This is a genomic window from Serratia sp. TSA_105.2 (assembly GCF_052692115.1).
This window is the reverse complement of sequence record NZ_JBQZFT010000004.1, coordinates 373602-396270: the sequence shown is the minus strand read 5'-3', so window position 1 is coordinate 396270 and position 22669 is coordinate 373602. Positions and strand designations below refer to the sequence as shown.

Below are 22669 nucleotides of genomic sequence, written 5' to 3'. Positions count from 1 at the left end.
TAATTTGTAATACAAATAGGCAAGGCGGTTATTCTACCCCAACCCGGTGGCGGGCGCTGCCGTTAATGGTATCTGACTGTGATCGTTTCATAACGCGGCGCTCTCCTCTAGAATAGCGCGGTCAAATCATTCAAAAGAGAATCCAGGAGCCGATTTATGAGCCTACACAGCAAGTCCGAAAGTCTGTACGCCCAGGCGCAACAGTTGATCCCCGGTGGGGTGAACTCTCCGGTGCGTGCATTCACCGGCGTAGGCGGTGTGCCGCTGTTTATCGAGCGGGCTGACGGGGCTTACCTGTTCGATGCCGACGGCAAGGCCTATATCGACTATGTCGGTTCCTGGGGGCCGATGGTGCTGGGGCACAACCACCCGGCGATCCGCGACGCGGTGATCGAAGCGGCGCAGCGCGGCCTGAGCTTCGGCGCGCCGACCGAGATGGAAGTCAAAATGGCGCAACTGGTCACCGAACTGGTGCCTACCATGGACATGGTGCGTATGGTGAACTCGGGCACCGAAGCCACCATGAGCGCCATCCGTCTGGCGCGCGGCTACACCAACCGCGACAAAATCATCAAGTTCGAAGGCTGCTACCACGGCCACGCCGACTGCCTGCTGGTGAAAGCCGGTTCCGGTGCGCTGACCCTCGGCCAGCCGAACTCACCGGGCGTGCCGGCCGACTTCGCCAAGCACACCCTGACCTGCACCTATAACGACCTGGATTCGGTGCGTGCCGCCTTCGAGCAGTACCCGTCCGAGATCGCCTGTATCATCGTCGAACCGGTTGCCGGCAACATGAACTGCGTGCCGCCGCTGCCGGAATTCCTGCCGGGCCTGCGCGCCCTGTGCGACAAGTACGGCGCGCTCTTGATCATCGATGAAGTGATGACCGGCTTCCGCGTGGCGCTGGCCGGCGCACAGTCCTATTACGGCGTCGAGCCGGATCTGACCTGTCTGGGCAAAATCATCGGCGGCGGCATGCCGGTGGGCGCCTTCGGCGGCCGCCGCGACGTGATGGACGCGCTGGCGCCGACCGGCCCGGTCTACCAGGCGGGCACCCTGTCCGGCAACCCGATCGCCATGGCGGCGGGCTATGCCTGCCTGACCGAAGTATCACAGGTAGGCGTGCACCAGACGCTGACCGAACTGACTGAAATGCTGGCCGCAGGCCTGCTGCATGCGGCGCAGGAAGAGAATATCTCGCTGGTGGTCAACAATGTCGGCGGCATGTTCGGCCTGTTCTTCACCGACGCGCCGACAGTGACCTGCTATCAGGACGTGATGCAGTGCGACGTGGAACGCTTCAAGCGCTTCTTCCACCTGATGCTGGAAGAAGGGGTATATCTGGCGCCGTCCGCCTTCGAAGCGGGCTTCATGTCCGTGGCGCACAGCAAGGAAGACATTCAGCGCACCATCGACGCCGCGCGTCGCTGCTTCGCCAAGCTGTAATCCCCGCCGAATGGCCAAAAAAACGGGCGCCTCGGCGCCCGTTTTGTTTTTCGCTGCCGCTTAAAGCAGCGTGCCGTAAATGGTCAACAGCGCCACCACCACCACGATGATCATCGTCACCTTGCGAGCCAGCGTCACCGCCGCCCGCGGCGTTTGCACCGGATCCATATGCGGATCGCGCGCCAGCGAGAACTGCGCCAGCCGCGTCAGCACCTGATACGACGACGAATGCCGATCCCCCAGCGAGGCGAACCAGGCCGGCAGCGCACGCTCGCCGTGGCCGAACAGCGCGTAGGCCACCCCGGCCAAACGCACTGGGATCCAGTCCAGCCAGTTCAGCAGATGATCGATACCCGACTGCGAACGCTCCAGCGGCGTATTGTGACGCGCCAGCCAGGTTTGATAGGCGCGCAGGAAGGCATACCCCGCCAACGCGATCGGCCCGTAAGGCCCAAAGACCACGAACCAGAACAGCGGCGCCAGGTAATAGCGGAAGTTGATCCACAGCAGCGCGTTTTGCAGCTCGCGCAGGCGCAGCTCTTCGCTGCAGTCCACCGGCAAACCGTGGATCAACGCCAGCTCTTCCGCCATCTGATCGCTGGCGTGGGTATCGCCCTGCCGCGCCGCTTTCAGGTAGGCACGGTAGTGTTTGCGCTTGATGCCGGCGCCGACGCACAGCAGGTCGATGACGATCCACAACAGCAGCGTCACCACGCCGAAGAACAACCCGTGAGACAGCCACAGAACGCCCCAGACGATCACCATCCAGGCGGCGGTCATCGCCAGCGTCTGCGCCAGCGAAACCCGATGCAGCCGTTGAAACACCACTTCGAGACGGTGGTCCAGCTGCCAGTGTTCTCCCAGCTTAAACAGGCGCTCCCAGGCCAAAACCAGCAACAGCGTAAACAGCGTCATTAGCGATTCCTCTCCCTTTTTCTTGTCTCAAGCATAGCGTCGGCGGGCGCATCGCGTTGTTCCAGAGATGCCAGATAGCGATCCCAATCGAACGCCGGCCCGGGATCGGTCTTGCGGCCGGGGGCAATATCGCAATGCCCGGCGATATTGGCCACCAGCGGCGGATAATGTTCGGCCAGCAGCGCGCTGACCGCCTGCAGCGTGCGGTATTGCGCCTCGGTGTAAGGCAACAGATCGGTGCCTTCCAGCTCGATGCCGATGGAGAAATCGTTGCACCGATCGCGCCCCTGATACAGGGAAACGCCCGCGTGCCAGGCTCGCTGGTCGAAGGGCACGTACTGCACGATCTCCCCGTCGCGGCGGATCAGGCAATGCGCCGACACCCGCAGCTGATGGATCTCGGCGAAATAGGGGTGCTGCGCGGGATCGAGCGTGCCGGTAAACAGCTGGTCGATATAGGGGCCGCCGAATTCGCCGGGCGGCAGGCTGATGTTGTGGATGACCAGCAGCGAGGGGGGCTCGTCATCCGGACGCCGATCGCAGTGCGGCGAGACCACTCGCGTCACCCCGACAATCCAGCCATTTTCCAACTGCATCAGACACCTCTCTGCGGTGGTACTTATTCCTGCAACAGAGTAGCATGTTCCCCTACGATCTAACCGTCCATTTCGGAGTTTTCCATGCCGACACGCCGCTACAGTGCCGACAGTCGCCGCACCGAGCTTCTTGAACGAATTGAAAGTGATATTCCCTATGCCGTCGCCCAGGCGCTGCGCGAAGACCTGGGGGGTGAAGTCGACGCCGGGCGCGATATTACCGCGCAATTGTTACCGGCGGACAAGCAGGCCGAAGCCACCGTCATCACCCGCGAAGCCGGCATATTCTGTGGCCGTCGCTGGCTGAATGAGGTCTTTATTCAATTGGGCAACCAGGTGCAGGTGGAGTGGCTGGTGGCGGACGGCGACCGTCTGACGCCGAACCAACCGCTTTGCCGGCTGCGCGGCCCCGCGCGGGTGATGCTGACCGGCGAGCGCACCGCGCTGAACTTCGTCCAGACGCTCTCCGGCGTGGCGACCGAAGTCAGCCGCTACGTGGCCCTGCTGGAAGGCACCCGGACTCGCCTGCTCGATACCCGCAAGACCCTGCCCGGCCTGCGCACCGCGCTGAAATACGCCGTGCTGTGCGGGGGTGGCAGCAACCATCGGCTGGGACTGTCCGACGCCTTCCTGATCAAGGAAAACCACATCATCGCCTCCGGCTCTATCAAGAACGCGGTGGAAAAAGCCTTCTGGCTGCACGCCGACGTGCCGGTGGAAGTGGAAGTCGAATCGCTCGATGAACTGCAGCAGGCGCTGGACGCCGGTGCCGACATCATCATGCTGGACAACTTCAGCGTCGAGATGATGCGCCAGGCGGTTGCCCAAACCCAGGGGCGCGCCCAGCTGGAGGTGTCCGGCAACGTCACCAGCGAGACGCTGCGCACCTTTGCCGAGACCGGCGTGGATTACATTTCGGTCGGCGCGCTGACCAAGCACATCACTGCACTCGATCTGTCGATGCGCTTCAAATGATCCCCCTCGCCCCCGGCCGCTGTCGGGGGCGTTACCGTAAAATTGCGAACCTCCTCTCACCGTTTTTTTCACCGCTGCAAACGACATCATTACTGATGGAAGCGCGCCGAGAAACGCGCAAAAGCCCCTCGCCGAGCCCCCGAGCAAGCCGCTACCGTTGTCTTCCACACCCCAATGGAGAAAAAACAACGTATGGAAACGCAACGCGGCTTTACCCTGATAGAACTGATGGTGGTGATCGCCATCATCGCCATCCTCAGCGCCATCGGCATCCCTGCCTACCAGCGCTACATCCAGAAAGCGGCAATGACTGACATGCTGCAAACCATGGCACCGTATAAACTGGCGGTCGAACTGTGCGTGCTGGACGAAGGCGTACCCACCGGCTGTGAGGCCGGCAGCAAAGGCATTCCCACCGGCGGCACGTCGCGTTACGTCAGCGGGGTGAAAGTCGTCAAAGGCGTGATCACGCTGACCGGTACCCAAACGCTGCAGGGGCTGGCGGTGGCACTAACCCCCAAAGCGAACGCCGATGGGCTGACCCGCTGGAGCCGGCTGTGCAGCAGCGAAAACGCAACGCTGGTTGAGGTGTGCCAGGAAATCTTCCGCTTCGACAACGCGGCGGAGTAACGGCAATGAACGAGCAAATCAGCGAAGAGGTTCACGCCCTGTGCCGGCGCTATCAGGCGCTGGCGCTGAACGAAGACCCGACCACTCTCACGATCGCGCTCAACGAAGAAGCGCCGCAGGGGCTGCTGGCGGCGCTGCGTTTCGCCACCGGCAAGCGCATCCATCTGGAACACTGGCCGGCGGCCAGGCTGGAGCAGGCGCTGAACCAACGCCACGAATCGCTGCCGGCGCCGCTGGCAGCCGAAGAAGACACCGCCGACATCGCCTACCCCGACGACGGCGATGCGCCGGTGGTACAGTTCATCAACCAGACGCTGCGCCTGGCTATTCAGCGCCGCGCCTCGGATATCCACTTCGAGCCCTTTCGGCAACATTTTCGCATTCGCCTGCGCATCGACGGTGTGCTGCAAACCCTCGCCTCACCGCCGCCACAGCTGGCCGCGCGCCTCATCGCCCGGCTGAAGATCCTCGGCCAGTTAGATATCGCCGAGCGCCGTCAGCCTCAGGACGGGCAGCTCAGCCTGACGCTGGACAGCGCGCGCTATGCCATGCGTATCGCCACCCTGCCGACGCTGCACGGCGAAAAGGTGGTGCTGCGCGTGCAGCAGGGTGAGCAACAGGAGCTGCCGCTGGATCAACTGGGCATGGGCCGGGCGGATCTCGCGCGCTACGCAGCGGCGCTGGCCTGCCCGCAAGGTTTGATCCTGGTGACCGGCCCGACCGGCAGCGGCAAGACGGTCACGCTGTACAGCGGTCTGCGTCAGTTGAACGATGCGCAAAGCAACCTGTGCAGCGTCGAGGATCCGATCGAGATACCGCTGTTCGGCGTCAATCAAACCCAGATCAACGCCAAAACCGAGTTGAGTTTCGCCAGGGTGCTGCGCGCCCTGCTGCGCCAGGATCCGGATGTCATCATGATCGGCGAGATCCGCGATGCGGAAACCGCCGAGATCGCGGTCAAGGCCGCGCAAACCGGCCACCTGGTGCTGTCGACGCTGCATACCAACTCCACCGGCGAAACCCTGACGCGTCTGATGCACATGGGTATCCCCGGCTACCTGCTCGCCGGCTGCCTGAAGCTGGTCGTCGCACAGCGGCTGGTACGCAGGCTGTGTCGCCACTGCCGCTACCCGCACAGCCAGCCGACGCATTTTCCCGCAGCGGTCTGGCCGGAGCCGCTGATCGCCTGGCGCGCCGACGGCTGCGAGCATTGCTTCGGCGGCTACTATGGGCGCATCGGCGTGTATGAGCTGTTGGCCATTACGCCGGAAATACAGGCGGCGTTGCTGGCGAACGCCGCGCCCAGCCTGCTGGCGGATGTCGCCCGCGAGCAGGGGCAGCTTTCGCTGCTGCAGGCCGGGCTGGCGCTGGCCAGCGAAGGCACGACCTCGCTGGAAGAACTGTACCGCGTGATCGACGTCGTCCAGCTCGGCGTAACCGCGCCATGAAAGCGCGCCGGCTGTTTCTTTGGCAGGCTTTCGACGCCCAGGGCGCCTTGCGCCGCGGCGAACTGATGAGCGATGAAAAACGACAGGTGAGCCGGTTGCTGATCGAACAAGGTCTGCAGCCTTGGCGGATTGGGCACGGCAAGCGCGTCACATCCGGCCAGTGGCGTGGAGAACCCTTAATCCACTTCACTCGTCAACTCGCCACCCTGTTGCAGGCTGGGTTGCCGCTGGTCAATACGCTGCAGCTGCTGGCAGCAGAGCATCCTTCGGCAGCCTGGCGTTGCCTGTTGCGCCAGTTGGCAGAACAGGTGCGCGAAGGGCAGCCGCTCTCCGAAACCCTCGCCGCGCAGCCAGGCGTTTTTCCACTTATCTATCGCCAACTGATCGCCATCGGCGAACTGACCGGCAACCTCGATCGCTGCTGCCTGCAGCTGGCACAACAGCAGGAAGCCCAGCTGATGCTGCGCCGCAAAGTGACCAAAGCACTGCGCTATCCCCTCTTCATCTGTGCGGTGGCGCTGCTGGTCAGCGTGCTGATGCTGGTGATGGTGCTGCCGGAATTCGCCAAGGTTTATCAATCGTTCGATGCGCCGCTGCCCTGGTTTACCCAAGGGTTATTGGGAGTGTCCGCGCTGCTGATCGCCGTTGGCCCCTATTTTGCGCTGCTGCTCGGCGCATTGCTGTTCGGCTACTGCCGCTGGCTGCATCCGCGCCCTCCGTGGCGCCAACGTGAACAGGCTGCCTTGCTGCGCCTGCCGCTGATCGCCCGGCTGGTGAGCGGCGGCGCGTTGAGCCAAACGTTTCGTATTCTGACCATGACCCAACGCGCGGGGCTGACGCTGGTGGAAGGTTTGAACGCGGCGGCGCTGGCGGCTGATCATCTGCTGTACCGACAGGCGCTGGAGCAGGTGCAGCGGCAGATCGCCGAAGGTGAGGCGTTTCATCATGCCCTGGGCCTGCAACCGCTGTTTCCGCCGCTGTGCCGGCAGCTGGTGCGGGTGGGCGAAGAATCCGGTTCGCTGGACGCCTTGCTGGATAAATTGGCGCAGTGGTACGAACGGCAGACGCACGAGTTGGCCGATACGCTGGCGCAAACGCTGGAGCCGCTGCTGATGCTGGTGGTGGGCGGGATTGTCGGCGCTTTGGTGATCGCCATGTACCTGCCTATTTTTCAACTGGGCAGCGTGCTGGGATAAAAAAGAGGATAGCGGGCGCCGCTGTGCGCTGCGCCCGAATACAAGGTGTGGCTTATTTACTGCCGAAGACGCGGTTTTCCTGCTCCGCCACGCGGATAAAGGTGGTGCGTTTGGTCAGCTCTTTCAGGCGCTCGGCGCCGACATAGGTGCAAGCGGAGCGCAGGCCGCCGAGGATATCGCGCACGGTGAACTCCACCTCGCCACGCAGCGGCAGCTTGACGGTTTTGCCTTCGGCCGCGCGATACTCCGCCACGCCGCCGACGTGGCGCTTCATCGCCGACTCGGAGCTCATGCCGTAGAACAGCATGAACTTCTCGCCGTTCTCTTCCACCACGGTGCCTTCGCACTCGTCGTGGCCGGCCAGCATACCGCCCAGCATCACGAAGTCAGCACCGCCACCGAAGGCTTTGGCGACGTCGCCCGGCACCGAACAGCCGCCGTCGCTGACGATTTGGCCGCCCAGCCCGTGGGCCGCATCGGCGCATTCGATCACCGCCGACAGCTGCGGGTAGCCCACGCCGGTCTTCACGCGGGTGGTACAGACTGAACCCGGGCCGATGCCGACCTTAACGATGTCGGCGCCGGAGAGGATAAGCTCCTCCACCATCTCGCCGGTCACCACGTTGCCGGCGCAGATCACGTGATTCGGGCAGGCTTCGCGCGCTTTCTGCAGGAAGGCGACGAAATGTTCAGAGTAGCCGTTTGCCACGTCGATGCAGATGAATTTCAGCGCCGGAGACAGGGCCAGGATCTGCTGCATTTTGGCGAAGTCGGCTTCGGAGGTGCCGGTGGACACCATCACGTGGCGCAGCACCGATTCCGGCATGCGCTGCACGAAGTCAGCCCATTGCTCGACGCTGTAATGTTTGTGTACGGCGGTGAGAACGTCGAAAGAAGCCAGGGCCTCGGCCATGCGGAAGGTGCCCACCGTGTCCATGTTGGCGGCAATAATTGGCACGCCGGACCAGCTGCAACCTGAATGCTTGAAGGTAAACTGACGTTCCAGTTCAACCTCAGAGCGGCTTTTCAGCGTGGAGCGCTTAGGGCGGATCAACACGTCTTTAAAGCCCAACTTCAAATCTTCTTCAATACGCATGACTTATGATTTCCTGGTTAATGGCGACGGATCGCAAGGAGGATGTTCGAATCTCTGCCCGACGGCTTTCCAGTGGCGCAAAAAGACGGCGGCGAGATTAATGCCAGTTCCAGTGACGTTATAATACGCGCTAATAATCGCCGAACAAGACTGCGAATTCGCCTTTATTTACGCTACAATCCGACAAATTTACCTGCATAACCGCAGTGTGATTGCCCGCTCATTTTTGCCGTGCCGCTGCGCTTTTTCTCGCCGTCCGATCGGTGCCGATGCGCAAGCGCTGCCTGCCGACTTGCACTTCTGCGCGATCGCTTTATGATTCGACTATTATTTTTTTATGAACATCGGATGCACCTAACACCATGGCCTACATTGTTGCGTTGACCGGGGGCATAGGCAGCGGCAAGACGACCGTCGCGAACGCCTTTGCGCGCCACGGCGCAACCCTTGTCGATGCCGACGTGATCGCCCGTCAGGTCGTCGAGCCGGGCACCCCTGCCTTGACCGCGATCGCCGAGCGATTTGGTAATGAAATGTTGCTGCCGGACGGCGCATTGAACCGCGCTGCGCTGCGTCAGCGCATCTTTAGCCATCCCGATGACAAAACCTGGCTGAACCAGCTGCTGCATCCGCTGATACACCGTGAAACCCAGCGCCAACTGGCGCAGGCCACCAGCCCGTACGCGCTGTGGGTGGTGCCGCTGCTGGTGGAAAACGGTCTGCAGGATCGCGCCGATCGGGTTCTGGTGATCGACGTTGACGCCGAAACCCAGCTGGCTCGCACCATCGCGCGCGACGGCGTCAGCCGTGAGCAAGCGCAAAGCATTCTCGCCGCCCAGGCCACGCGCCGGCAGCGCCTCGCCGTGGCGGATGACATTATTGACAACAGCGGCGCCGCTCAGGGGATAGAGCCACAGGTCGCCGCACTGCATCGTCGCTACCTTGAACTGGCGGCAACAGCGCCCCAACAGGATTAAACTGCATGAGTGATGTTTCCCCAACCGTTCTCTTTGAACACCCGCTGAACGAAAAAATGCGCACCTGGCTGCGCATCGAATTCCTGCTGCAACAGCTGCACGGCCAACGCGCCCTGAGTGAAACCGCCATCGCCCTCACCTTCTTTCGCACCGTCTCCGACTTGCTGGACGTGCTGGAGCGCGGCGAAGTGCGCACCGAACTGCTCAAAGAGCTGGAGCGCCAGCAGCAGAAACTGTTGGCCTGGGCCGATGTGCCGGGCGTGGATATGGCGCTGATCGACCAGCTGCGCGGCCAGTTGAAGTCGCGCTCATCGGCGCTGATGGCGGCGCCGCGCCTCGGCCAGGCGCTGCGCGAAGACCGGCTGATCGGCCTGGTGCGCCAGCGGCTGAACATTCCCGGCGGCTGCTGCAGCTTCGATCTGCCGACCCTGCACATGTGGATGCACGCGCCGCAGCAGGATCGCGATGCCGACGTCGCCACCTGGCTGCAGTCGCTGGATCCGCTGAACCAGGCGCTGATCATGGTGTTGGATCTGATCCGTCAGTCGGGGCCGTTCCGCAATCAAATCAGTCTGAACGGCTTTTTCCAGGACAACGCCGAAGGGGCGGATCTGCTGCGCCTGCGCCTCCATCTGGCACCGCAGCTTTATCCGCAGATTTCCGGCCACAAGACGCGTTATGCCATTCGTTTCCTGCCGCTGGATAGCGAAAATGGCGTGGTGCCTGAGCGCCTGACGTTCGAACTGGCCTGTTGTTGAACTTGTGAAAGAAAGCCTTCTCAGCACTGACAGAAGGCGTAAGGAACCGTTATGACGACCGTAGTAAAATGCCCAACCTGTGGCACCGGCGTGGTTTGGGGTGAAGTCAGCCCGTTCCGGCCTTTTTGCAGCAAGCGCTGCCAGCTGATCGATCTCGGCGAGTGGGCCGATGAAGAGAAGCGCATTCCAAGCAACAGCGATCTGTCGGAAAGCGAAGACTGGAGTGAAATGGACGATCGCTAATCGTCCGCGATTGGCCTGGCGCCCGCCAGGCCAACCTTGTTATTGCGCGGCGTTCGCCTGCGCCACCAGCAGTTGAATAATGCCGGCGTTGGCTTCCGGGAACTCGTCTTCACGCAGATCCGCCTGTTTTACCCAGCGCATCGGTTGCCCCTCGCGGCCGAACGGCTCGCCCGCCCAGGCTTCCACCAGATAAAAATTCAGCGTCACGATACGGTCGCTGAAGCGGTGCTCCACCACGTCCAGCAGTTCGGCGCGTTCGGCTTCGATACCGGTCTCTTCCCGCAGCTCGCGGCTCAGCGCCAGCTCCGGCGTTTCACCCTGTTCGATCTTGCCGCCGGGAAACTCCCAGAATCCGGCCATGTGCGCGTCGGCGGCGCGGCGGGTAATAAAGATCTCCCGTTGCGCATTACGGATGATGCCCACGGCGATATTCAGATGTTTCATCTCACCCTCCTGATGGGTGTCAAAAAACAGGGGCTCAGCAAGCTGAACCCCTGGGTATTATTGGTTAACCGCGGCTGGCATTACTGCAGGCGGCCGTGGCACTGCTTGTATTTCTTGCCGGAGCCGCATGGGCACGGATCGTTGCGGCCCACTTTACGCTCGGCGGTCGCCGGCGCGTTCGGATCTTCAGTCACCAACGCGTTCTCGTCGTGGTGGCTCAGCTGTTGGTGCTGCGCCAGGCGTTCGGCCTCTTCACGGCGCTGCTGTTCCAGCGCTTCCACCTCTTCCGGCATCCGCACCTGAACCTTGCTCAGCACGCTGATCACTTCATATTTCAGCGATTCCAGCATGGTGGCGAACATGTTGAAGGATTCGCGCTTGTACTCCTGCTTCGGATCCTTTTGCGCATAACCGCGCAGGTGGATACCCTGACGCAGGTAGTCCATCGCCGCCAGGTGCTCTTTCCACAGGGAGTCCAGCGTCTGCAGCATCACGCCCTTCTCGAAGTTGCGCATCATTTCGCTGCCGACCACGTCTTCCTTACGCTGGTACTGCTCTTTGGCGTTCTCCAGAATGCGTTCGCGCAGCGTCTCTTCGTGCAGCTCCGGCTCTTTGTCCAGCCATTGTGCGATCGGCATCTCCAGATCGAAGTCGTTCTTCAGGCGCTCTTCCAACCCCTGAATGTCCCACTCTTCTTCCAGCGACTGCGGCGTGATGTAGTTGTCGATGGTGCTCTTGAACACGTCCTCGCGGATGCTGGCGATGGTTTCGCTCACGTCGGACACGTCCAGCAATTCGTTACGCTGGCTGTAGATGGCGCGGCGCTGATCGTTGGCGACGTCGTCGTATTCCAGCAGCTGCTTACGGATGTCGAAGTTGCGGCTCTCTACCTTGCGCTGGGCGTTGGCGATCGCCTTGGTCACCCACGGGTGCTCAATCGCTTCGCCTTCTTTCATACCCAGTTTGCGCATCATGCCGGACACGCGATCCGAGGCGAAAATACGCATCAGGGCATCTTCCATTGACAGGTAGAAGCGGGATGAACCGGCATCGCCCTGACGACCGGAACGGCCGCGCAGCTGGTTATCGATACGGCGCGATTCATGGCGCTCGGTGCCGATGATATGCAGGCCGCCCGCCGCCAGCACTGCGTCATGGCGCACTTTCCAGGCCGCTTTGATGGCTTCGATCTGCTCTTCGGTCGGCTCTTCCAACAGCGCCACTTCGGCCTGCCAGCTACCGCCCAGCACGATATCGGTACCACGGCCCGCCATGTTGGTGGCGATGGTTACCGCACCGCTCTGGCCGGCCTGGGCGACGATGTCCGCTTCCATGGCGTGGAATTTGGCGTTCAGCACCTTGTGCTCGATGCCAGCTTTGGTCAGCTCATGGGAAACCACTTCGGATTTCTCGATTGAGATGGTACCCACCAGCACCGGCTGGCCTTTGGCGGTACGCTCGCGGATGTCTTCGATGATGGCGCCGATCTTCTCTTTCTCGGTCATGTATACCAGATCCGGCATGTCCTTACGGATCATCGGACGGTTGGTTGGCACCACGATGGTGTCCAGCTTGTAGATCGAGCTGAATTCGAAGGCTTCGGTATCGGCGGTACCGGTCATCCCGGCCAGCTTCTCGTACAGACGGAAGTAGTTCTGGAAGGTGATCGAAGCCAGCGTCTGGTTCTCGTTCTGGATCTCCACGCCTTCTTTGGCTTCCACCGCCTGGTGCAGGCCATCGGACCAACGGCGGCCCTGCATGGTACGGCCGGTGTGTTCGTCGACGATGATCACTTCCCCGTCTTTCACGATGTAGTCAACGTCGCGGGTGAACAGCACGTGGGCGCGCAGCGCGGCGGTAACGTGGTGCATCAGCATGATGTTGGTCGGCGAGTACAGCGATTCGCCCTCATCCATGATACCGGCTTCCACCAGCATCTCTTCGATCAGGATCAGGCCGCGTTCGGTCAGGTGGACCTGGCGCGCCTTCTCATCCACCGAGAAGTGCCCCTCACCCTTGAAGGTGTCGGAGTCTTCTTTTTCCTGGCGGATCAGTTTAGGGATCAGCTTGTTGACCTTGATGTACATCTCGGAGCTGTCTTCGGCCGGGCCGGAGATGATCAGCGGCGTACGCGCTTCATCGATCAGGATGGAGTCCACCTCATCCACCAGCGCATAGTGCAGTTTGCGCTGCACGCGTTCTTCCGGGCTGAACGCCATGTTGTCGCGCAGGTAGTCGAAGCCGTATTCGTTGTTGGTGCCGTAGGTGATGTCGGCGGCGTAAGCTTCGCGCTTGGCCGGCGCCGGCATGCCCGGCAGGTTGATGCCGATGCTCAGGCCGAGGAACTCGAACAGCGGACGGTTGTTTTCGGCGTCACGCTGCGCCAGATAGTCGTTGACGGTCACGACGTGCACGCCGCGGCCGCTCAGGGCGTTCAGATAGGCCGGCAGCGTCGCGGTCAGGGTCTTACCTTCACCGGTACGCATCTCGGCGATGCAGCGGTCGTTCAGCACCATGCCGCCCAGCAGCTGCACGTCGAAGTGACGCATGCCGAACACGCGCTTGCTCGCCTCACGCACTACGGCGAAGGCTTCCGGGATCAGGCTGTCCAGCGACTCGCCTTTCTCCAGGCGCGCGCGGAACTCGTTGGTTTTCGCTTTCAGCTCGTCATCGGACAGTTTTTCCATGTCCGGTTCCATGCGGTTGATCTGCTCAACCACTTTGCGCATGCGGCGCAGGGTACGATCGTTACGGCTGCCAAAAACTTTGGTTAATAATTTCACTAACATGATGTTTGATATCTCTGTCATGACGGCCGAATACGGCAGTCAACTTGCTATTATTTATGGTTTTTGTGCCCTGAGGGCGGAGTCAGACGAGCGCGGCAGGCCCGGCGCGAATGCCCTGTACCTGCGCCACCCACAGGCCGGTCTGGTGCCGTGCCAGCGTTGGCAGCACCTCAAGGTGGGTATGGCGAATGATGGTCGGCGGCTTCGGCTCGTGCGTCAGCAGCGCGTTGAGGGTAGAAAGCAGCGCCAGTTGCGCGACCTGCAAAGGCGGTTCGGCTTCGGCTTCGCTCTCCTGCACCCGCGCATAAACCGCCTGCGGCGCCAGCGCGAAAGAGAGGTGACGAATGACGGTGCGCAGTGCATGTTGCTGCCAGTAATCTACGCTGAAGGTAGGGCGACGGTGCGCGTCCTGCAGCAGGGCCAGGCTGTTGAAGGTGCCGTTGGCCGAATTTTGCCGGTTAAGGCTGGACGACGTATTCGGCAGTGCGGCCTGATCGGGGGCGCCGGGCAAATTGGAAGACGCGCCAAGCGTGGCCGCAACCATCCCTAACAGGAGATGGGGCCAGAAATAACGTCTGCCAAATTGTCGCCAACGATTTAGAATACCGATCACGAGTTTATAATCCGCCGGAGCCCATTATGCGCGATAGCCGTCCACAATTATTAGATGTCCTGTTCGACGACGCGTCTGCCGGCAGCAAAGGGCCGCTGCATAACGTCCAGCAACGCGCGGTGGCGCTGCTCAAGCTTAACCGTGCAGTGAAGGGCCTGTTGCCTGCTCCCCTGCATCCCTGGTGCCGCGTCGCGAATTTCCGACAGGGTATTTTAGTGCTCGAAACGGCAAATGCCAGCTGGATGATGCGCTTGCGCTACGAACAACCCGCTCTGCTGTCTGCACTACGAGCGCAAATTCTACCATCATTGTCGTCGATCGACATCAGGATTAATCCGGCCTTGATGGCGAAAGGCAGCCACCAGGTGCAAAACGCAGAGAAAGCGCCGGAAAAACCCGTGCCGATGCGGCATTTGAGTCTGGAAAGTGCGGAAGAGCTGAGAGGGTTGGCGAGCCGTAGCCCGGAGAAACTGCGCAAGATATTGGAACGGCTGGCTGCATTGGCCGGAGAGGGTACCAACACAACCAGTCGTGATAAGTAATCAGCGACACAGCTGCAAAACATCAGACGGCATCACGAGCCTGAATTCTCAGGCTCTCAGAGGATGCGCCTGCCGTTATTCGCAGCAGGCGAGGAATTCAGACCTTACGCCAATACGGTGGACGGTGCCTTGAATGCCAACGGCATTTCGGCTTCGTCCTGGAAGGTCACGTATTCCCACGCTTCCTGCTTGGCCAGTACGGCCTGCAGCAGTTTGTTGTTCAGCGCGTGGCCAGACTTGAACGCGGTGAACGCGCCAATGATGTTGTGGCCGCACATGAACAGGTCGCCGATGGCGTCCAGCATTTTGTGACGTACGAATTCGTCTTCGAAACGCAGACCGTCTTCGTTCAGCACGCGGTAGTCATCTACCACGATAGCGCAATCGAAGCTGCCGCCCAGGGCCAGGCCGCGGGACTGCAGGTATTCGATGTCGCGCATAAACCCGAAGGTGCGCGCGCGGCTGATTTGACGCACGAACGACTCAGCCGAGAAATCGAGACGATAGCGCTGAGAGCTGGCGTCGATAGCCGGGTGGTTGAAGTCGATGGTGAAGTCCAGGCGGAACCCGTTATGCGGGGACAGCTCGGCCCATTTGTCGCCATCTTCAACACGCACGGTCTCTTTCAGACGCAGGAATTTCTTCGCCGAGTTCAGTTCTTCGATGCCGGCATCCAGCAGCAAGAACACGAACGGACTGGCGCTGCCGTCCATGATTGGGATTTCAGCGGCGTCGACTTCGATAACGATGTTGTCGATGCCCAACCCAGCCAGCGCGGCGTTGAGGTGCTCAACGGTCGAAATACGCACGTCATGCTCATTCACCAGGCAAGTACAGAGCATGGTATCACGCACGGATTTTGCATCAGCCGGAAAATCAACCGGTGGATTCAAGTCAGTGCGACGATAGATGACCCCGGTATTAGCCGGCGCTGGGCGCATTGTCAGCGTGACTTTCTTGCCGGTATGCAAACCGACACCAGTCGCCTGAACAATACGTTTTAATGTCCTTTGTTTGATCATCGTTTTATCTCGCAATGTTATCCATCCTACCAGCCAAGCATACAGCATGGCCGGCGGGACAGTTTAGCACAAAGAGCGGAGATTCCAAATTCTCAGGATATTCTTAGTCTGCCTGCTTACGCAGGAAGGCTGGAATATCAAGATAGTCGGGCTCTTTATTCGGCTGCGCAGCTTGGTCGTTGACCACCTTCGCGGCAGGTTTCACTTCCTGCGGCAGAGGCGACATGCCGTGCTGCTGATAACGGTGATCCATCACCGGCTGGCTGGCCTGCTTATTGGTCACCAGGGTGATTTCAGGACGCTTGTCCATACCGATACCGGTTGCAACCACGGTTACGCGCAGTTCGTCGTTCATTTCCGGATCCAGCGAGGTACCGATAACCACGGTAGCGTTGTCGGAGGCGAACGCGCGGATAGTGTTACCCACGGTTTCGAACTCATCCAGACGCAGGTCGAAGCCGGCGGTAATGTTGACCAACACGCCGCGCGCGCCGGACAGGTCGATGTCTTCCAGCAGTGGGCTGGAGATCGCCATTTCGGCCGCTTCTTCGGCGCGGTCTTCACCGCAAGCCACGCCGGAACCCATCATCGCGTAGCCCATTTCGGACATCACGGTGCGCACGTCGGCGAAGTCGACGTTCATCAGGCCCGGACGGGTGATCAGCTCGGCGATACCCTGCACCGCGCCTTTCAGCACGTCGTTGGCCGCGCCGAACGCGTCCAGCAGGGAAATGCCGCGGCCCAAAACTTTCAACAGCTTGTCGTTCGGGATGGTGATCAGCGAGTCCACGTGTTTGGACAGCTCAGCGATACCCTGCTCCGCGAATGCCATGCGTTTCTTGCCTTCGAAGTTGAAAGGCTTGGTTACCACGGCCACGGTCAGAATACCCAAATCTTTAGCCACTTCAGCCACCACTGGCGCTGCACCGGTACCGGTACCGCCGCCCATGCCGGCCGCGATGAAGACCATGTCTGCGCCGTCCAGCGCTGCGCGCAGGGCTTCGCGGTCTTCTTCCGCTGAATTGCGACCCACTTCCGGGTTCGCGCCCGCACCCAGACCTTTGGTAATACCGCTACCGATCTGGATGGTTTGGCCAACCGCCGTTTTGCGGAGCGCCTGGGCGTCCGTGTTCACAGCGAAGAATTCAACACCTTCGATGCGCTCGCGCACCATGTGTTCAACGGCGTTGCCACCGCCGCCGCCGACGCCGATGACTTTAATCACCGCGTCATTGGTTAGTTCCATTGGTTCAAACATAGTTTCTCTCCGTTTTGTGCCTGTCGCTGCGAGATCATAAAAAGATTACTCAGCATGATCTCTTTGTTGAAACATTAAAACTCTTTTCTCAGCCAGCTATTGATGCGTTTAAACCAATTGCCCACCGAGGCGCGTTTTTCTACTTCTGTCTCACCGCTCAGGTGAGACTCTTTTCCATAGTGCAGCAGACCTACCGCCGTCGAGTAGTAAGGCTCCTGCGCATAATCCGTCAGACCCGTGATGTTCAAGGGTTGGCCGATGCGTACCTGGGTATGGAACACCCGTTGCGCACAGGCTGCCAGGCCATCAATCTGGGCGGCACCACCGGTCAGCACGATACCGGCTGCCAGATGATGCTTCACCCCTTGCTGACGCAGTTGCTCCTGCAATTGCAAAATTTCATCGTTAACCAGATTCAACAGTTCGGTGTAGCGTGGCTCAATGACTTCAGCCAGCGTCTGTCTTTGCAGACTGCGCGGAGGACGTCCCCCGACGCTAGGCACCTCTACATTCTCATCCTTGCTAACAATCGACCCAAGCGCACAGCCGTGTCGAACTTTAATCGCTTCCGCGTCGGTCGGCGGCGTGCCGAAGGCGTAGGCGATATCGCTGGTGACCACGTTCCCGGCGTAAGGGATCACTTTGGTGTGGCGCAGCGCACCGCCGGTGTACACCGCCATGTCCATGGTGCCGCCGCCGATATCCACTACGCAAACGCCGAGTTCGCGTTCATCTTCGGTCAGCACCGCGTAGCTCGCGGCCAGACCGGCGAAAATAAGTTGGTCAACTTTCAGGCCGCAACGTTCCACGGCCTTGACGATGTTCTTCGCCATATCGTTATGGCAGGTAATCAGATGCACCTTGGCCTGCATGCGCACGCCGGACAGCCCAACCGGGTTTTTGATGCCTTCCTGATAATCGATGGCGTATTCCTGAGGAATCACGTGCAGAATGCGGTGTTCATCGCGCACGCGCACCGACTTGGCGGTGTGCACCACGTTCTCCACGTCGTCCTGCGTCACTTCCTCTTCCGAGATCGGCACCATGCCGATTTCGTTCTGGCAGCTGATGTGTTTGCCCGACAGCGCCAGGTACACCGAGGAGATCTGGCAGTCCGCCATCAGCTCGGCCTGATCGATGGCGCGCTGTACGCACTTCACCACCGACTCCAGGTCGTTTACGCCACCCTTATCCATGCCGCGAGACGGGCAGCTGCCCACCCCGATAATGTTGACCATGCCATCGGGCAGAACTTCCCCTACCAACGCGGAGACTTTTGCAGTACCGATCTCCAGTCCAACTACCAGTTTTCTGTCCGTCGACTTGATCATTGTTGTTTTGCCTGTGCCTGATTCTGTTGCTGATTACTGTTTTGCTGACCGCCAAGCGCCTGCGGATCGACCAACACCGGAGCCCACCCTACCGAAGCGCCGGACTCGTAGCGCAGATCGACATAGCTGACACGCTTGCTCTCCGCCTGGCCCTGCTGCTGCAATACCGGGTAAAGCTCGATAAACCGCTGCAAACGCCCGTTGCGGTCATCGCGCCCCAGCTCAAGCCGGACATCGTTGTCCAGCGCCAGCTGCCAGGAATGGCGCGCGGTCATCGCCGCCATTTTCAGCGTATATTTGCTGGCCGCCAACGTGGCGCTCATCGCCCGATAGCCTTCCAGCACATCCTGCTCGCTCCCTTCCGGCCCGTAGAGCAGCGGCAACTTCTGTTTGCCCGCCCGCTCCGCCGGCACGCTGAACGCTTTGCCTTCGGCGTCCACCATGTGCAAATCGTTCCAGCGCGCCACCGGGACGTACTCCACCAGATGGATCTTCAGCTCATCCGGCCATTGTTTGCGCACGCTGGCCTGCTTGATCCACGGCAGACGTTCGATCTGCTGCTGGATGACGTCCACATCCTGCGTCATAAAGGTGCCGGGCGCGCCCAGCGCCAGGATCGCCTGACGAATATCATCGTTGGTGGTGTAGTGGCGTTCGCCGGTCACCACCAGCCTTGAGAGCGGCAGGCGACTGGCGTCTTTCATCCAGCCTAGCACCGCCCAACCGCTCCACACGACCGTTCCCAACACCATCAGCAGGAAAATCATTCCCGCCAACTGGGTTCCATTGCTGCGGCGCGGGCCGTTATCCACCTCGCGATCGCGCGCATTCAGGGCAGCTTGCGACATATCAGTCGGCCAACTCCAAAATTCTCGCCACCAACTGCGAGAAGCTTAATCCAAACTGGCGCGCCGCCATCGGCACCAGGCTATGACTGGTCATGCCCGGAGAGGTGTTCACCTCAAGCAGATAGAAGCTGCCATCGCTGTCTTGCATCACGTCGACGCGGCCCCAGCCGCTGCAGTCCAGGCCGCGATAGGCACGCAGCGCCAACGCCGCCATCTCGGCTTCCTGCTCGGCGCTCAAACCGCTCGGGCAGAAGTACTGCGTGTCGTCCGAAATGTACTTGGCCTGGTAATCGTAAAACACGCCGGCCGGCTGGATGCGGATCGACGGCAGCACCTGGTCGCCCAGCATCGCCACGGTATATTCCGGGCCGCTCAGCCACTTCTCCACCAATACGTCGTCGTCATGGCGGAAGGCCTCTTCCAACGCGGCTTCCAGCGCGGCGCTTTCGGTGACCTTGCTCATGCCGACGCTGGAGCCTTCACGGCTCGGCTTGACGATCAGCGGCAGGCCGAGATCCGCCACGCGCGCCAGCAGCGCTGCTTTTTCGCCGCCGAGGTACAGCTGGCGATTCAGCGCCACATAAGGCGCCACCGGCAAGCCCATCGACTGCCACACCATCTTGGTGCGCCATTTGTCCATGGTCAGCGCCGAGGCCATCACGCCGCTGCCGGTATAAGGCAGTTCGAGGAACTCCAGCAGCCCCTGCAGGGTGCCGTCCTCGCCGCCGCGGCCATGCAGCGCGATAAACACTTTGGTGAACCCCTGCTCTTTCAGCTGGGTCACCGGGAAATCGCGGGTATCGACGCCGTGCGCATCGATACCGGCTTCGCGCAACCCGGCCAGCACCGCGGCGCCGGATTGCAGGGAGACTTCGCGTTCAGCGGAGGTGCCGCCCAGCAGAACTGCAACTTTATCAGCCATGGTGCTCCTCCTCTTTCTTCGGCGGCTGCAGTTTCAGCTCGGCCAGTTTACGGGCGATTTTGCCCACGTTGCCGGCGCCTTGCACCAGCACCAGGTCTTCATCCTGCAGCAGCTGCGCCAGGGTTTCCGGCACGGTATCGGCATCGGAAACCAGGATCGGATCCAGCTTGCCGCGGCTGCGGATGGTGCGGCACAGCGAACGGCTGTCCGCGCCCGGGATCGGCGCTTCGCCGGCGGCGTACACGTCGAGCATCAGCAGCACATCCACCTGCGACAGCACGTTGGCGAAATCGTCGTACAGATCGCGGGTGCGCGTATAACGGTGCGGCTGGAAGATCATCACCAAACGCTTGTCCGGCCAGCCGGCGCGCGCCGCTTTCAGCGTGGCGTCCACCTCGGTCGGATGGTGGCCGTAGTCGTCCACCAGCATCGCGCTGCCCGCTTTGCCGTTGACCGGCTCCAGCGGGAACTCGCCGAGGAAATCGAAGCGACGCCCGGTGCCCTGGAAGCCCGCCAGCGCGCGCAGGATATCTTCGTCGTCGATGCCTTCTTCGGTCGCTACCGCTACCGCCGCCGCCGCGTTCAACGCATTGTGGCGGCCCGGCGCGTTCAGCGTCACCGTCAGCAACGGCTTGTCCTGACGGCTCAGGGTAAAGTGCCCCTGCGGCCCAATCTGCCGGTAGTCTTCAATGCGCACATCGGCATCTTCACTGAAGCCATAGGTGGTGATATGGCGACCCACGCGCGGCAACAGCTCACGCACCACCGGATCGTCGATGCACATCACCGCGCGGCCGTAGAACGGCAGGTTGTGCAAGAAATTGATAAACGTCTGCTTCAGGTTCTCGAAGTCACCCTGGTAAGTGTCCATATGGTCGGCTTCGATGTTGGTGACCACGGCCACCATCGGCTGCAGATGCAGGAACGACGCATCGCTCTCATCCGCTTCCGCGATCAGATAACGGCTGGACCCCAGTCGCGCGTGGGTGCCCGCCGCCTTCACCAGCCCGCCGTTGACGAAGGTCGGGTCAAGGCGGGCTTCGGCGTAAATGCTCGAAACCATCGCCGTGGTGGTGGTTTTGCCGTGCGTGCCGGCGATAGCGATGCCGTGGCGAAAACGCATCAGCTCCGCCAGCATTTCTGCGCGGCGGATCACCGGGATGCGCGCTTCACGGGCGGCGACGATCTCCGGGTTGTCGGCGGAGATGGCGGTAGACACCACCACCACGCTCGCATCCAGCACGTTTTCCGGACGGTGATTGAAATAAATCGTCGCCCCGAGCGCGCTCAACTGTTGGGTGACCGGATTCGGCGCCAGGTCGGAGCCGCTGATCTGATACCCTTCGTTTGCCAACACTTCGGCGATACCACCCATGCCGGCACCACCGATGCCGACAAAGTGAATGTGCCGGACGCGACGCATCTCGGGCACGATAGTACGTAGTTTCGCCAGTTGTTGTGTATTCATCACTCTCTCTAATCCGGATCCGGTACCCCGGCCCTACATCACATTGCTTTTATTCAGGTTCGGCGCACCGAACCCCTGCACTCGTTACTTGGCGAGCCGCACCAGCTCCGCCGCCACGCGCTCGGTGGCATCCGGAATGGCGACCGCACGCGCTTTCTCGGCCATGGCCAGCAGCGTCTTGCGATCCCAGCTCGCCAGCAGTTCAGCCACCACATCGGCGTTGAACTGCGGCTGTTCGATAATCTTCGCCGCGCCGGCTTCTTCCAGCGGACGCGCGTTCCAGTACTGCTGACGGTCCTTATGCATGAACGGCACGAAGATCGCCGGCAGCCCCGCCGCCGCGATTTCGCTGACGGTCAACGCGCCGGAGCGGCAGACCACCACGTCGGCCCAGGCGTAGGCGGCGGCCATGTCGTCGATGAACTCGGTCACCTTGTGCTGCGTCTGCCCTACCCTTTCGTAGTCGCGCAGCACCGTTTCCAGCGCGCCCTTGCCAACCTGATGCCAGAGCGTAATTCTATCGCCCAAACGCGCCGCGACTTCAGGAACTGTCTGATTCAGCACGCGCGCGCCCTGACTTCCGCCAATCACCAGCACGCGGATCGGACCTTCGCGCCCCTGCAACCGCTCCGCCGGCAACGGCAGCGCCAACACATCGGTACGCACCGGGTTGCCCACCACCTCGGCGTTCAGGAACGCGCCGGGGAAGGCCTGCATCACTTTGGCGGCGATGCGCGCCAGCCAGCGGTTGGTCAAACCGGCGATGCCGTTCTGCTCGTGCAGCACCACCGGGATGCCGCACTGCCAGGCTGCCAGGCCACCGGGGCCGGACACGTAACCGCCCATCCCCAGCACCACATCCGGCTGGTAGCTGCGCATGATGGCTTTCGCCTGGCGCACCGCCTGCCAGATCCGCAGCGGCGCAGTCAACTGGGCCTTCAGGCCTTTGCCGCGCAGGCCGGAGATGCGGATAAAATCAATCTCGATCCCGTGCTTCGGCACCAGATCGGCTTCCATTCGGTCTGCGGTTCCGAGCCAGCGCACCTGCCAGCCCTGCGCCATCAGATGATGCGCGACCGCCAGCCCCGGGAACACGTGCCCACCGGTACCGCCTGCCATCACCATTAAACGCTTAGGTTTCCCGCTCATCCC

At 61.3% G+C, this 22669-nt stretch carries 22 protein-coding genes; 9 read left to right on the top strand and 13 right to left on the bottom strand.

The features are described from left to right. The first annotated feature begins 156 nt into the window (after positions 1-156). A complete protein-coding gene (gene hemL, locus ACUTSC_RS16040) occupies positions 157-1446 on the top strand; it encodes a glutamate-1-semialdehyde 2,1-aminomutase (RefSeq protein ID WP_445653436.1) in 1290 nt (429 codons plus the stop codon). Between the two features lie 60 nt (positions 1447-1506). On the opposite strand, the gene ampE is transcribed toward hemL, so the two are convergent. Both ampE and ampD read right to left on the bottom strand, forming a co-directional pair. Beyond that, positions 1507-2361, bottom strand: a complete 855-nt coding sequence (ampE, locus tag ACUTSC_RS16035; RefSeq protein ID WP_033631795.1) for a beta-lactamase regulator AmpE — start codon at positions 2359-2361, stop codon at positions 1507-1509. Next, on the bottom strand, positions 2361-2957 hold the full coding sequence (gene ampD / locus ACUTSC_RS16030) for a 1,6-anhydro-N-acetylmuramyl-L-alanine amidase AmpD (RefSeq protein WP_197766974.1): 597 nt from the start codon (positions 2955-2957) through the stop codon (positions 2361-2363). Before ampD ends, ampE begins: the two co-directional genes overlap by 1 nt. Positions 2958-3041: 84 nt before the next feature. Here ampD and nadC point away from each other — a divergent pair, with 84 nt between their 5' ends. The 4 genes from nadC (at position 3042) to hofC (ending at position 7206) form a co-directional block, all read left to right on the top strand. After that, positions 3042-3932, top strand: a complete 891-nt coding sequence (nadC, locus tag ACUTSC_RS16025) for a carboxylating nicotinate-nucleotide diphosphorylase (RefSeq protein ID WP_174136562.1) — start codon at positions 3042-3044, stop codon at positions 3930-3932. 192 nt (positions 3933-4124) lie between these two features. Then, positions 4125-4562, top strand: coding sequence for a prepilin peptidase-dependent pilin (gene ppdD / locus ACUTSC_RS16020; RefSeq protein WP_445653435.1), 438 nt, complete (start codon positions 4125-4127; stop codon positions 4560-4562). Between the two features lie 5 nt (positions 4563-4567). Further along, on the top strand, positions 4568-6010 hold the full coding sequence (gene gspE, locus ACUTSC_RS16015; RefSeq protein ID WP_197773586.1) for a type II secretion system protein GspE: 1443 nt from the start codon (positions 4568-4570) through the stop codon (positions 6008-6010). Beyond that, positions 6007-7206 (top strand): protein transport protein HofC, encoded by a 1200-nt coding sequence (gene hofC / locus ACUTSC_RS16010; RefSeq protein ID WP_197773587.1) that lies wholly within the window; start codon positions 6007-6009, stop codon positions 7204-7206. Before gspE ends, hofC begins: the two co-directional genes overlap by 4 nt. Positions 7207-7258: 52 nt before the next feature. Here the strand turns inward: hofC and ACUTSC_RS16005 are convergent, their stop codons facing one another. Further along, entirely contained in the window at positions 7259-8302 is a 1044-nt protein-coding gene (locus ACUTSC_RS16005; protein WP_015376656.1) for a GMP reductase, read from the bottom strand. 362 nt (positions 8303-8664) lie between these two features. On the opposite strand from ACUTSC_RS16005, the gene coaE reads away from it, so the two are divergent. Genes coaE through yacG form a run of 3 tightly spaced genes read left to right on the top strand, consistent with a single transcriptional unit; the run spans position 8665 to position 10280 of the window. Beyond that, a complete protein-coding gene (gene coaE, locus ACUTSC_RS16000) occupies positions 8665-9279 on the top strand; it encodes a dephospho-CoA kinase (RefSeq protein WP_060706233.1) in 615 nt (204 codons plus the stop codon). Between the two features lie 5 nt (positions 9280-9284). Then, positions 9285-10037 (top strand): cell division protein ZapD, encoded by a 753-nt coding sequence (zapD, locus tag ACUTSC_RS15995; protein ID WP_038873498.1) that lies wholly within the window; start codon positions 9285-9287, stop codon positions 10035-10037. Between the two features lie 51 nt (positions 10038-10088). Continuing rightward, a complete protein-coding gene (gene yacG, locus ACUTSC_RS15990) occupies positions 10089-10280 on the top strand; it encodes a DNA gyrase inhibitor YacG (RefSeq protein WP_004932737.1) in 192 nt (63 codons plus the stop codon). A 39-nt stretch (positions 10281-10319) separates the two neighbouring features. On the opposite strand, the gene mutT is transcribed toward yacG, so the two are convergent. The 3 genes from mutT to secM form a co-directional block, all read right to left on the bottom strand. Beyond that, positions 10320-10724, bottom strand: a complete 405-nt coding sequence (mutT, locus tag ACUTSC_RS15985) for an 8-oxo-dGTP diphosphatase MutT (RefSeq protein WP_197766979.1) — start codon at positions 10722-10724, stop codon at positions 10320-10322. A gap of 80 nt (positions 10725-10804) precedes the next feature. Then, the gene (gene secA, locus ACUTSC_RS15980) at positions 10805-13513 is read right to left on the bottom strand and encodes a preprotein translocase subunit SecA (RefSeq protein WP_063991402.1); all 2709 of its coding nucleotides are present in this window, start codon (positions 13511-13513) and stop codon (positions 10805-10807) included. Positions 13514-13595: 82 nt separating this feature from the next. After that, positions 13596-14126 (bottom strand): secA translation cis-regulator SecM, encoded by a 531-nt coding sequence (gene secM / locus ACUTSC_RS15975; RefSeq protein WP_038873490.1) that lies wholly within the window; start codon positions 14124-14126, stop codon positions 13596-13598. Positions 14127-14152: 26 nt separating this feature from the next. On the opposite strand from secM, the gene ACUTSC_RS15970 reads away from it, so the two are divergent. Beyond that, on the top strand, positions 14153-14668 hold the full coding sequence (locus ACUTSC_RS15970; RefSeq protein WP_033637110.1) for a DUF721 domain-containing protein: 516 nt from the start codon (positions 14153-14155) through the stop codon (positions 14666-14668). A 104-nt stretch (positions 14669-14772) separates the two neighbouring features. Here the strand turns inward: ACUTSC_RS15970 and lpxC are convergent, their stop codons facing one another. The 7 genes from lpxC to murG form a co-directional block, all read right to left on the bottom strand. Continuing rightward, complete coding sequence (gene lpxC / locus ACUTSC_RS15965; RefSeq protein ID WP_004932754.1) at positions 14773-15690, bottom strand: UDP-3-O-acyl-N-acetylglucosamine deacetylase; 918 nt, start codon at positions 15688-15690, stop codon at positions 14773-14775. 103 nt (positions 15691-15793) lie between these two features. Continuing rightward, on the bottom strand, positions 15794-16948 hold the full coding sequence (gene ftsZ, locus ACUTSC_RS15960) for a cell division protein FtsZ (protein WP_004932757.1): 1155 nt from the start codon (positions 16946-16948) through the stop codon (positions 15794-15796). A gap of 74 nt (positions 16949-17022) precedes the next feature. Further along, on the bottom strand, positions 17023-18279 hold the full coding sequence (gene ftsA, locus ACUTSC_RS15955; RefSeq protein WP_004932758.1) for a cell division protein FtsA: 1257 nt from the start codon (positions 18277-18279) through the stop codon (positions 17023-17025). Beyond that, positions 18276-19127, bottom strand: coding sequence for a cell division protein FtsQ (ftsQ, locus tag ACUTSC_RS15950; protein WP_004932761.1), 852 nt, complete (start codon positions 19125-19127; stop codon positions 18276-18278). Before ftsQ ends, ftsA begins: the two co-directional genes overlap by 4 nt. A 1-nt stretch (position 19128) precedes the next feature. Beyond that, entirely contained in the window at positions 19129-20049 is a 921-nt protein-coding gene (locus tag ACUTSC_RS15945) for a D-alanine--D-alanine ligase (RefSeq protein ID WP_063991407.1), read from the bottom strand. Next, the gene (murC, locus tag ACUTSC_RS15940) at positions 20042-21517 is read right to left on the bottom strand and encodes a UDP-N-acetylmuramate--L-alanine ligase (protein ID WP_025301571.1); all 1476 of its coding nucleotides are present in this window, start codon (positions 21515-21517) and stop codon (positions 20042-20044) included. The genes ACUTSC_RS15945 and murC overlap by 8 nt, the downstream gene beginning before the upstream one ends. An 84-nt stretch (positions 21518-21601) precedes the next feature. Next, positions 21602-22666: an undecaprenyldiphospho-muramoylpentapeptide beta-N-acetylglucosaminyltransferase gene (murG, locus tag ACUTSC_RS15935; RefSeq protein WP_197766980.1), complete on the bottom strand. Its 1065-nt coding sequence runs from the start codon at positions 22664-22666 to the stop codon at positions 21602-21604. Positions 22667-22669: the final 3 nt, after the last annotated feature.

Bases quoted from the DNA above. Each gene is read 5' to 3' on its own strand.
- hemL (WP_445653436.1), top strand. From the start codon at position 157: ATGAGCCTACACAGCAAGTCCGAAAGTCTGTACGCCCAGGCGCAACAG.
- ampE (WP_033631795.1), bottom strand. From the start codon at position 2,361: ATGACGCTGTTTACGCTGTTGCTGGTTTTGGCCTGGGAGCGCCTGTTT.
- ampD (WP_197766974.1), bottom strand. From the start codon at position 2,957: ATGCAGTTGGAAAATGGCTGGATTGTCGGGGTGACGCGAGTGGTCTCG.
- nadC (WP_174136562.1), top strand. From the start codon at position 3,042: ATGCCGACACGCCGCTACAGTGCCGACAGTCGCCGCACCGAGCTTCTT.
- ppdD (WP_445653435.1), top strand. From the start codon at position 4,125: ATGGAAACGCAACGCGGCTTTACCCTGATAGAACTGATGGTGGTGATC.
- gspE (WP_197773586.1), top strand. From the start codon at position 4,568: ATGAACGAGCAAATCAGCGAAGAGGTTCACGCCCTGTGCCGGCGCTAT.
- hofC (WP_197773587.1), top strand. From the start codon at position 6,007: ATGAAAGCGCGCCGGCTGTTTCTTTGGCAGGCTTTCGACGCCCAGGGC.
- ACUTSC_RS16005 (WP_015376656.1), bottom strand. From the start codon at position 8,302: ATGCGTATTGAAGAAGATTTGAAGTTGGGCTTTAAAGACGTGTTGATC.
- coaE (WP_060706233.1), top strand. From the start codon at position 8,665: ATGGCCTACATTGTTGCGTTGACCGGGGGCATAGGCAGCGGCAAGACG.
- zapD (WP_038873498.1), top strand. From the start codon at position 9,285: ATGAGTGATGTTTCCCCAACCGTTCTCTTTGAACACCCGCTGAACGAA.
- yacG (WP_004932737.1), top strand. From the start codon at position 10,089: ATGACGACCGTAGTAAAATGCCCAACCTGTGGCACCGGCGTGGTTTGG.
- mutT (WP_197766979.1), bottom strand. From the start codon at position 10,724: ATGAAACATCTGAATATCGCCGTGGGCATCATCCGTAATGCGCAACGG.
- secA (WP_063991402.1), bottom strand. From the start codon at position 13,513: ATGTTAGTGAAATTATTAACCAAAGTTTTTGGCAGCCGTAACGATCGT.
- ACUTSC_RS15970 (WP_033637110.1), top strand. From the start codon at position 14,153: ATGCGCGATAGCCGTCCACAATTATTAGATGTCCTGTTCGACGACGCG.
- lpxC (WP_004932754.1), bottom strand. From the start codon at position 15,690: ATGATCAAACAAAGGACATTAAAACGTATTGTTCAGGCGACTGGTGTC.
- ftsZ (WP_004932757.1), bottom strand. From the start codon at position 16,948: ATGTTTGAACCAATGGAACTAACCAATGACGCGGTGATTAAAGTCATC.
- ftsA (WP_004932758.1), bottom strand. From the start codon at position 18,279: ATGATCAAGTCGACGGACAGAAAACTGGTAGTTGGACTGGAGATCGGT.
- ftsQ (WP_004932761.1), bottom strand. From the start codon at position 19,127: ATGTCGCAAGCTGCCCTGAATGCGCGCGATCGCGAGGTGGATAACGGC.
- ACUTSC_RS15945 (WP_063991407.1), bottom strand. From the start codon at position 20,049: ATGGCTGATAAAGTTGCAGTTCTGCTGGGCGGCACCTCCGCTGAACGC.
- murC (WP_025301571.1), bottom strand. From the start codon at position 21,517: ATGAATACACAACAACTGGCGAAACTACGTACTATCGTGCCCGAGATG.
- murG (WP_197766980.1), bottom strand. From the start codon at position 22,666: ATGAGCGGGAAACCTAAGCGTTTAATGGTGATGGCAGGCGGTACCGGT.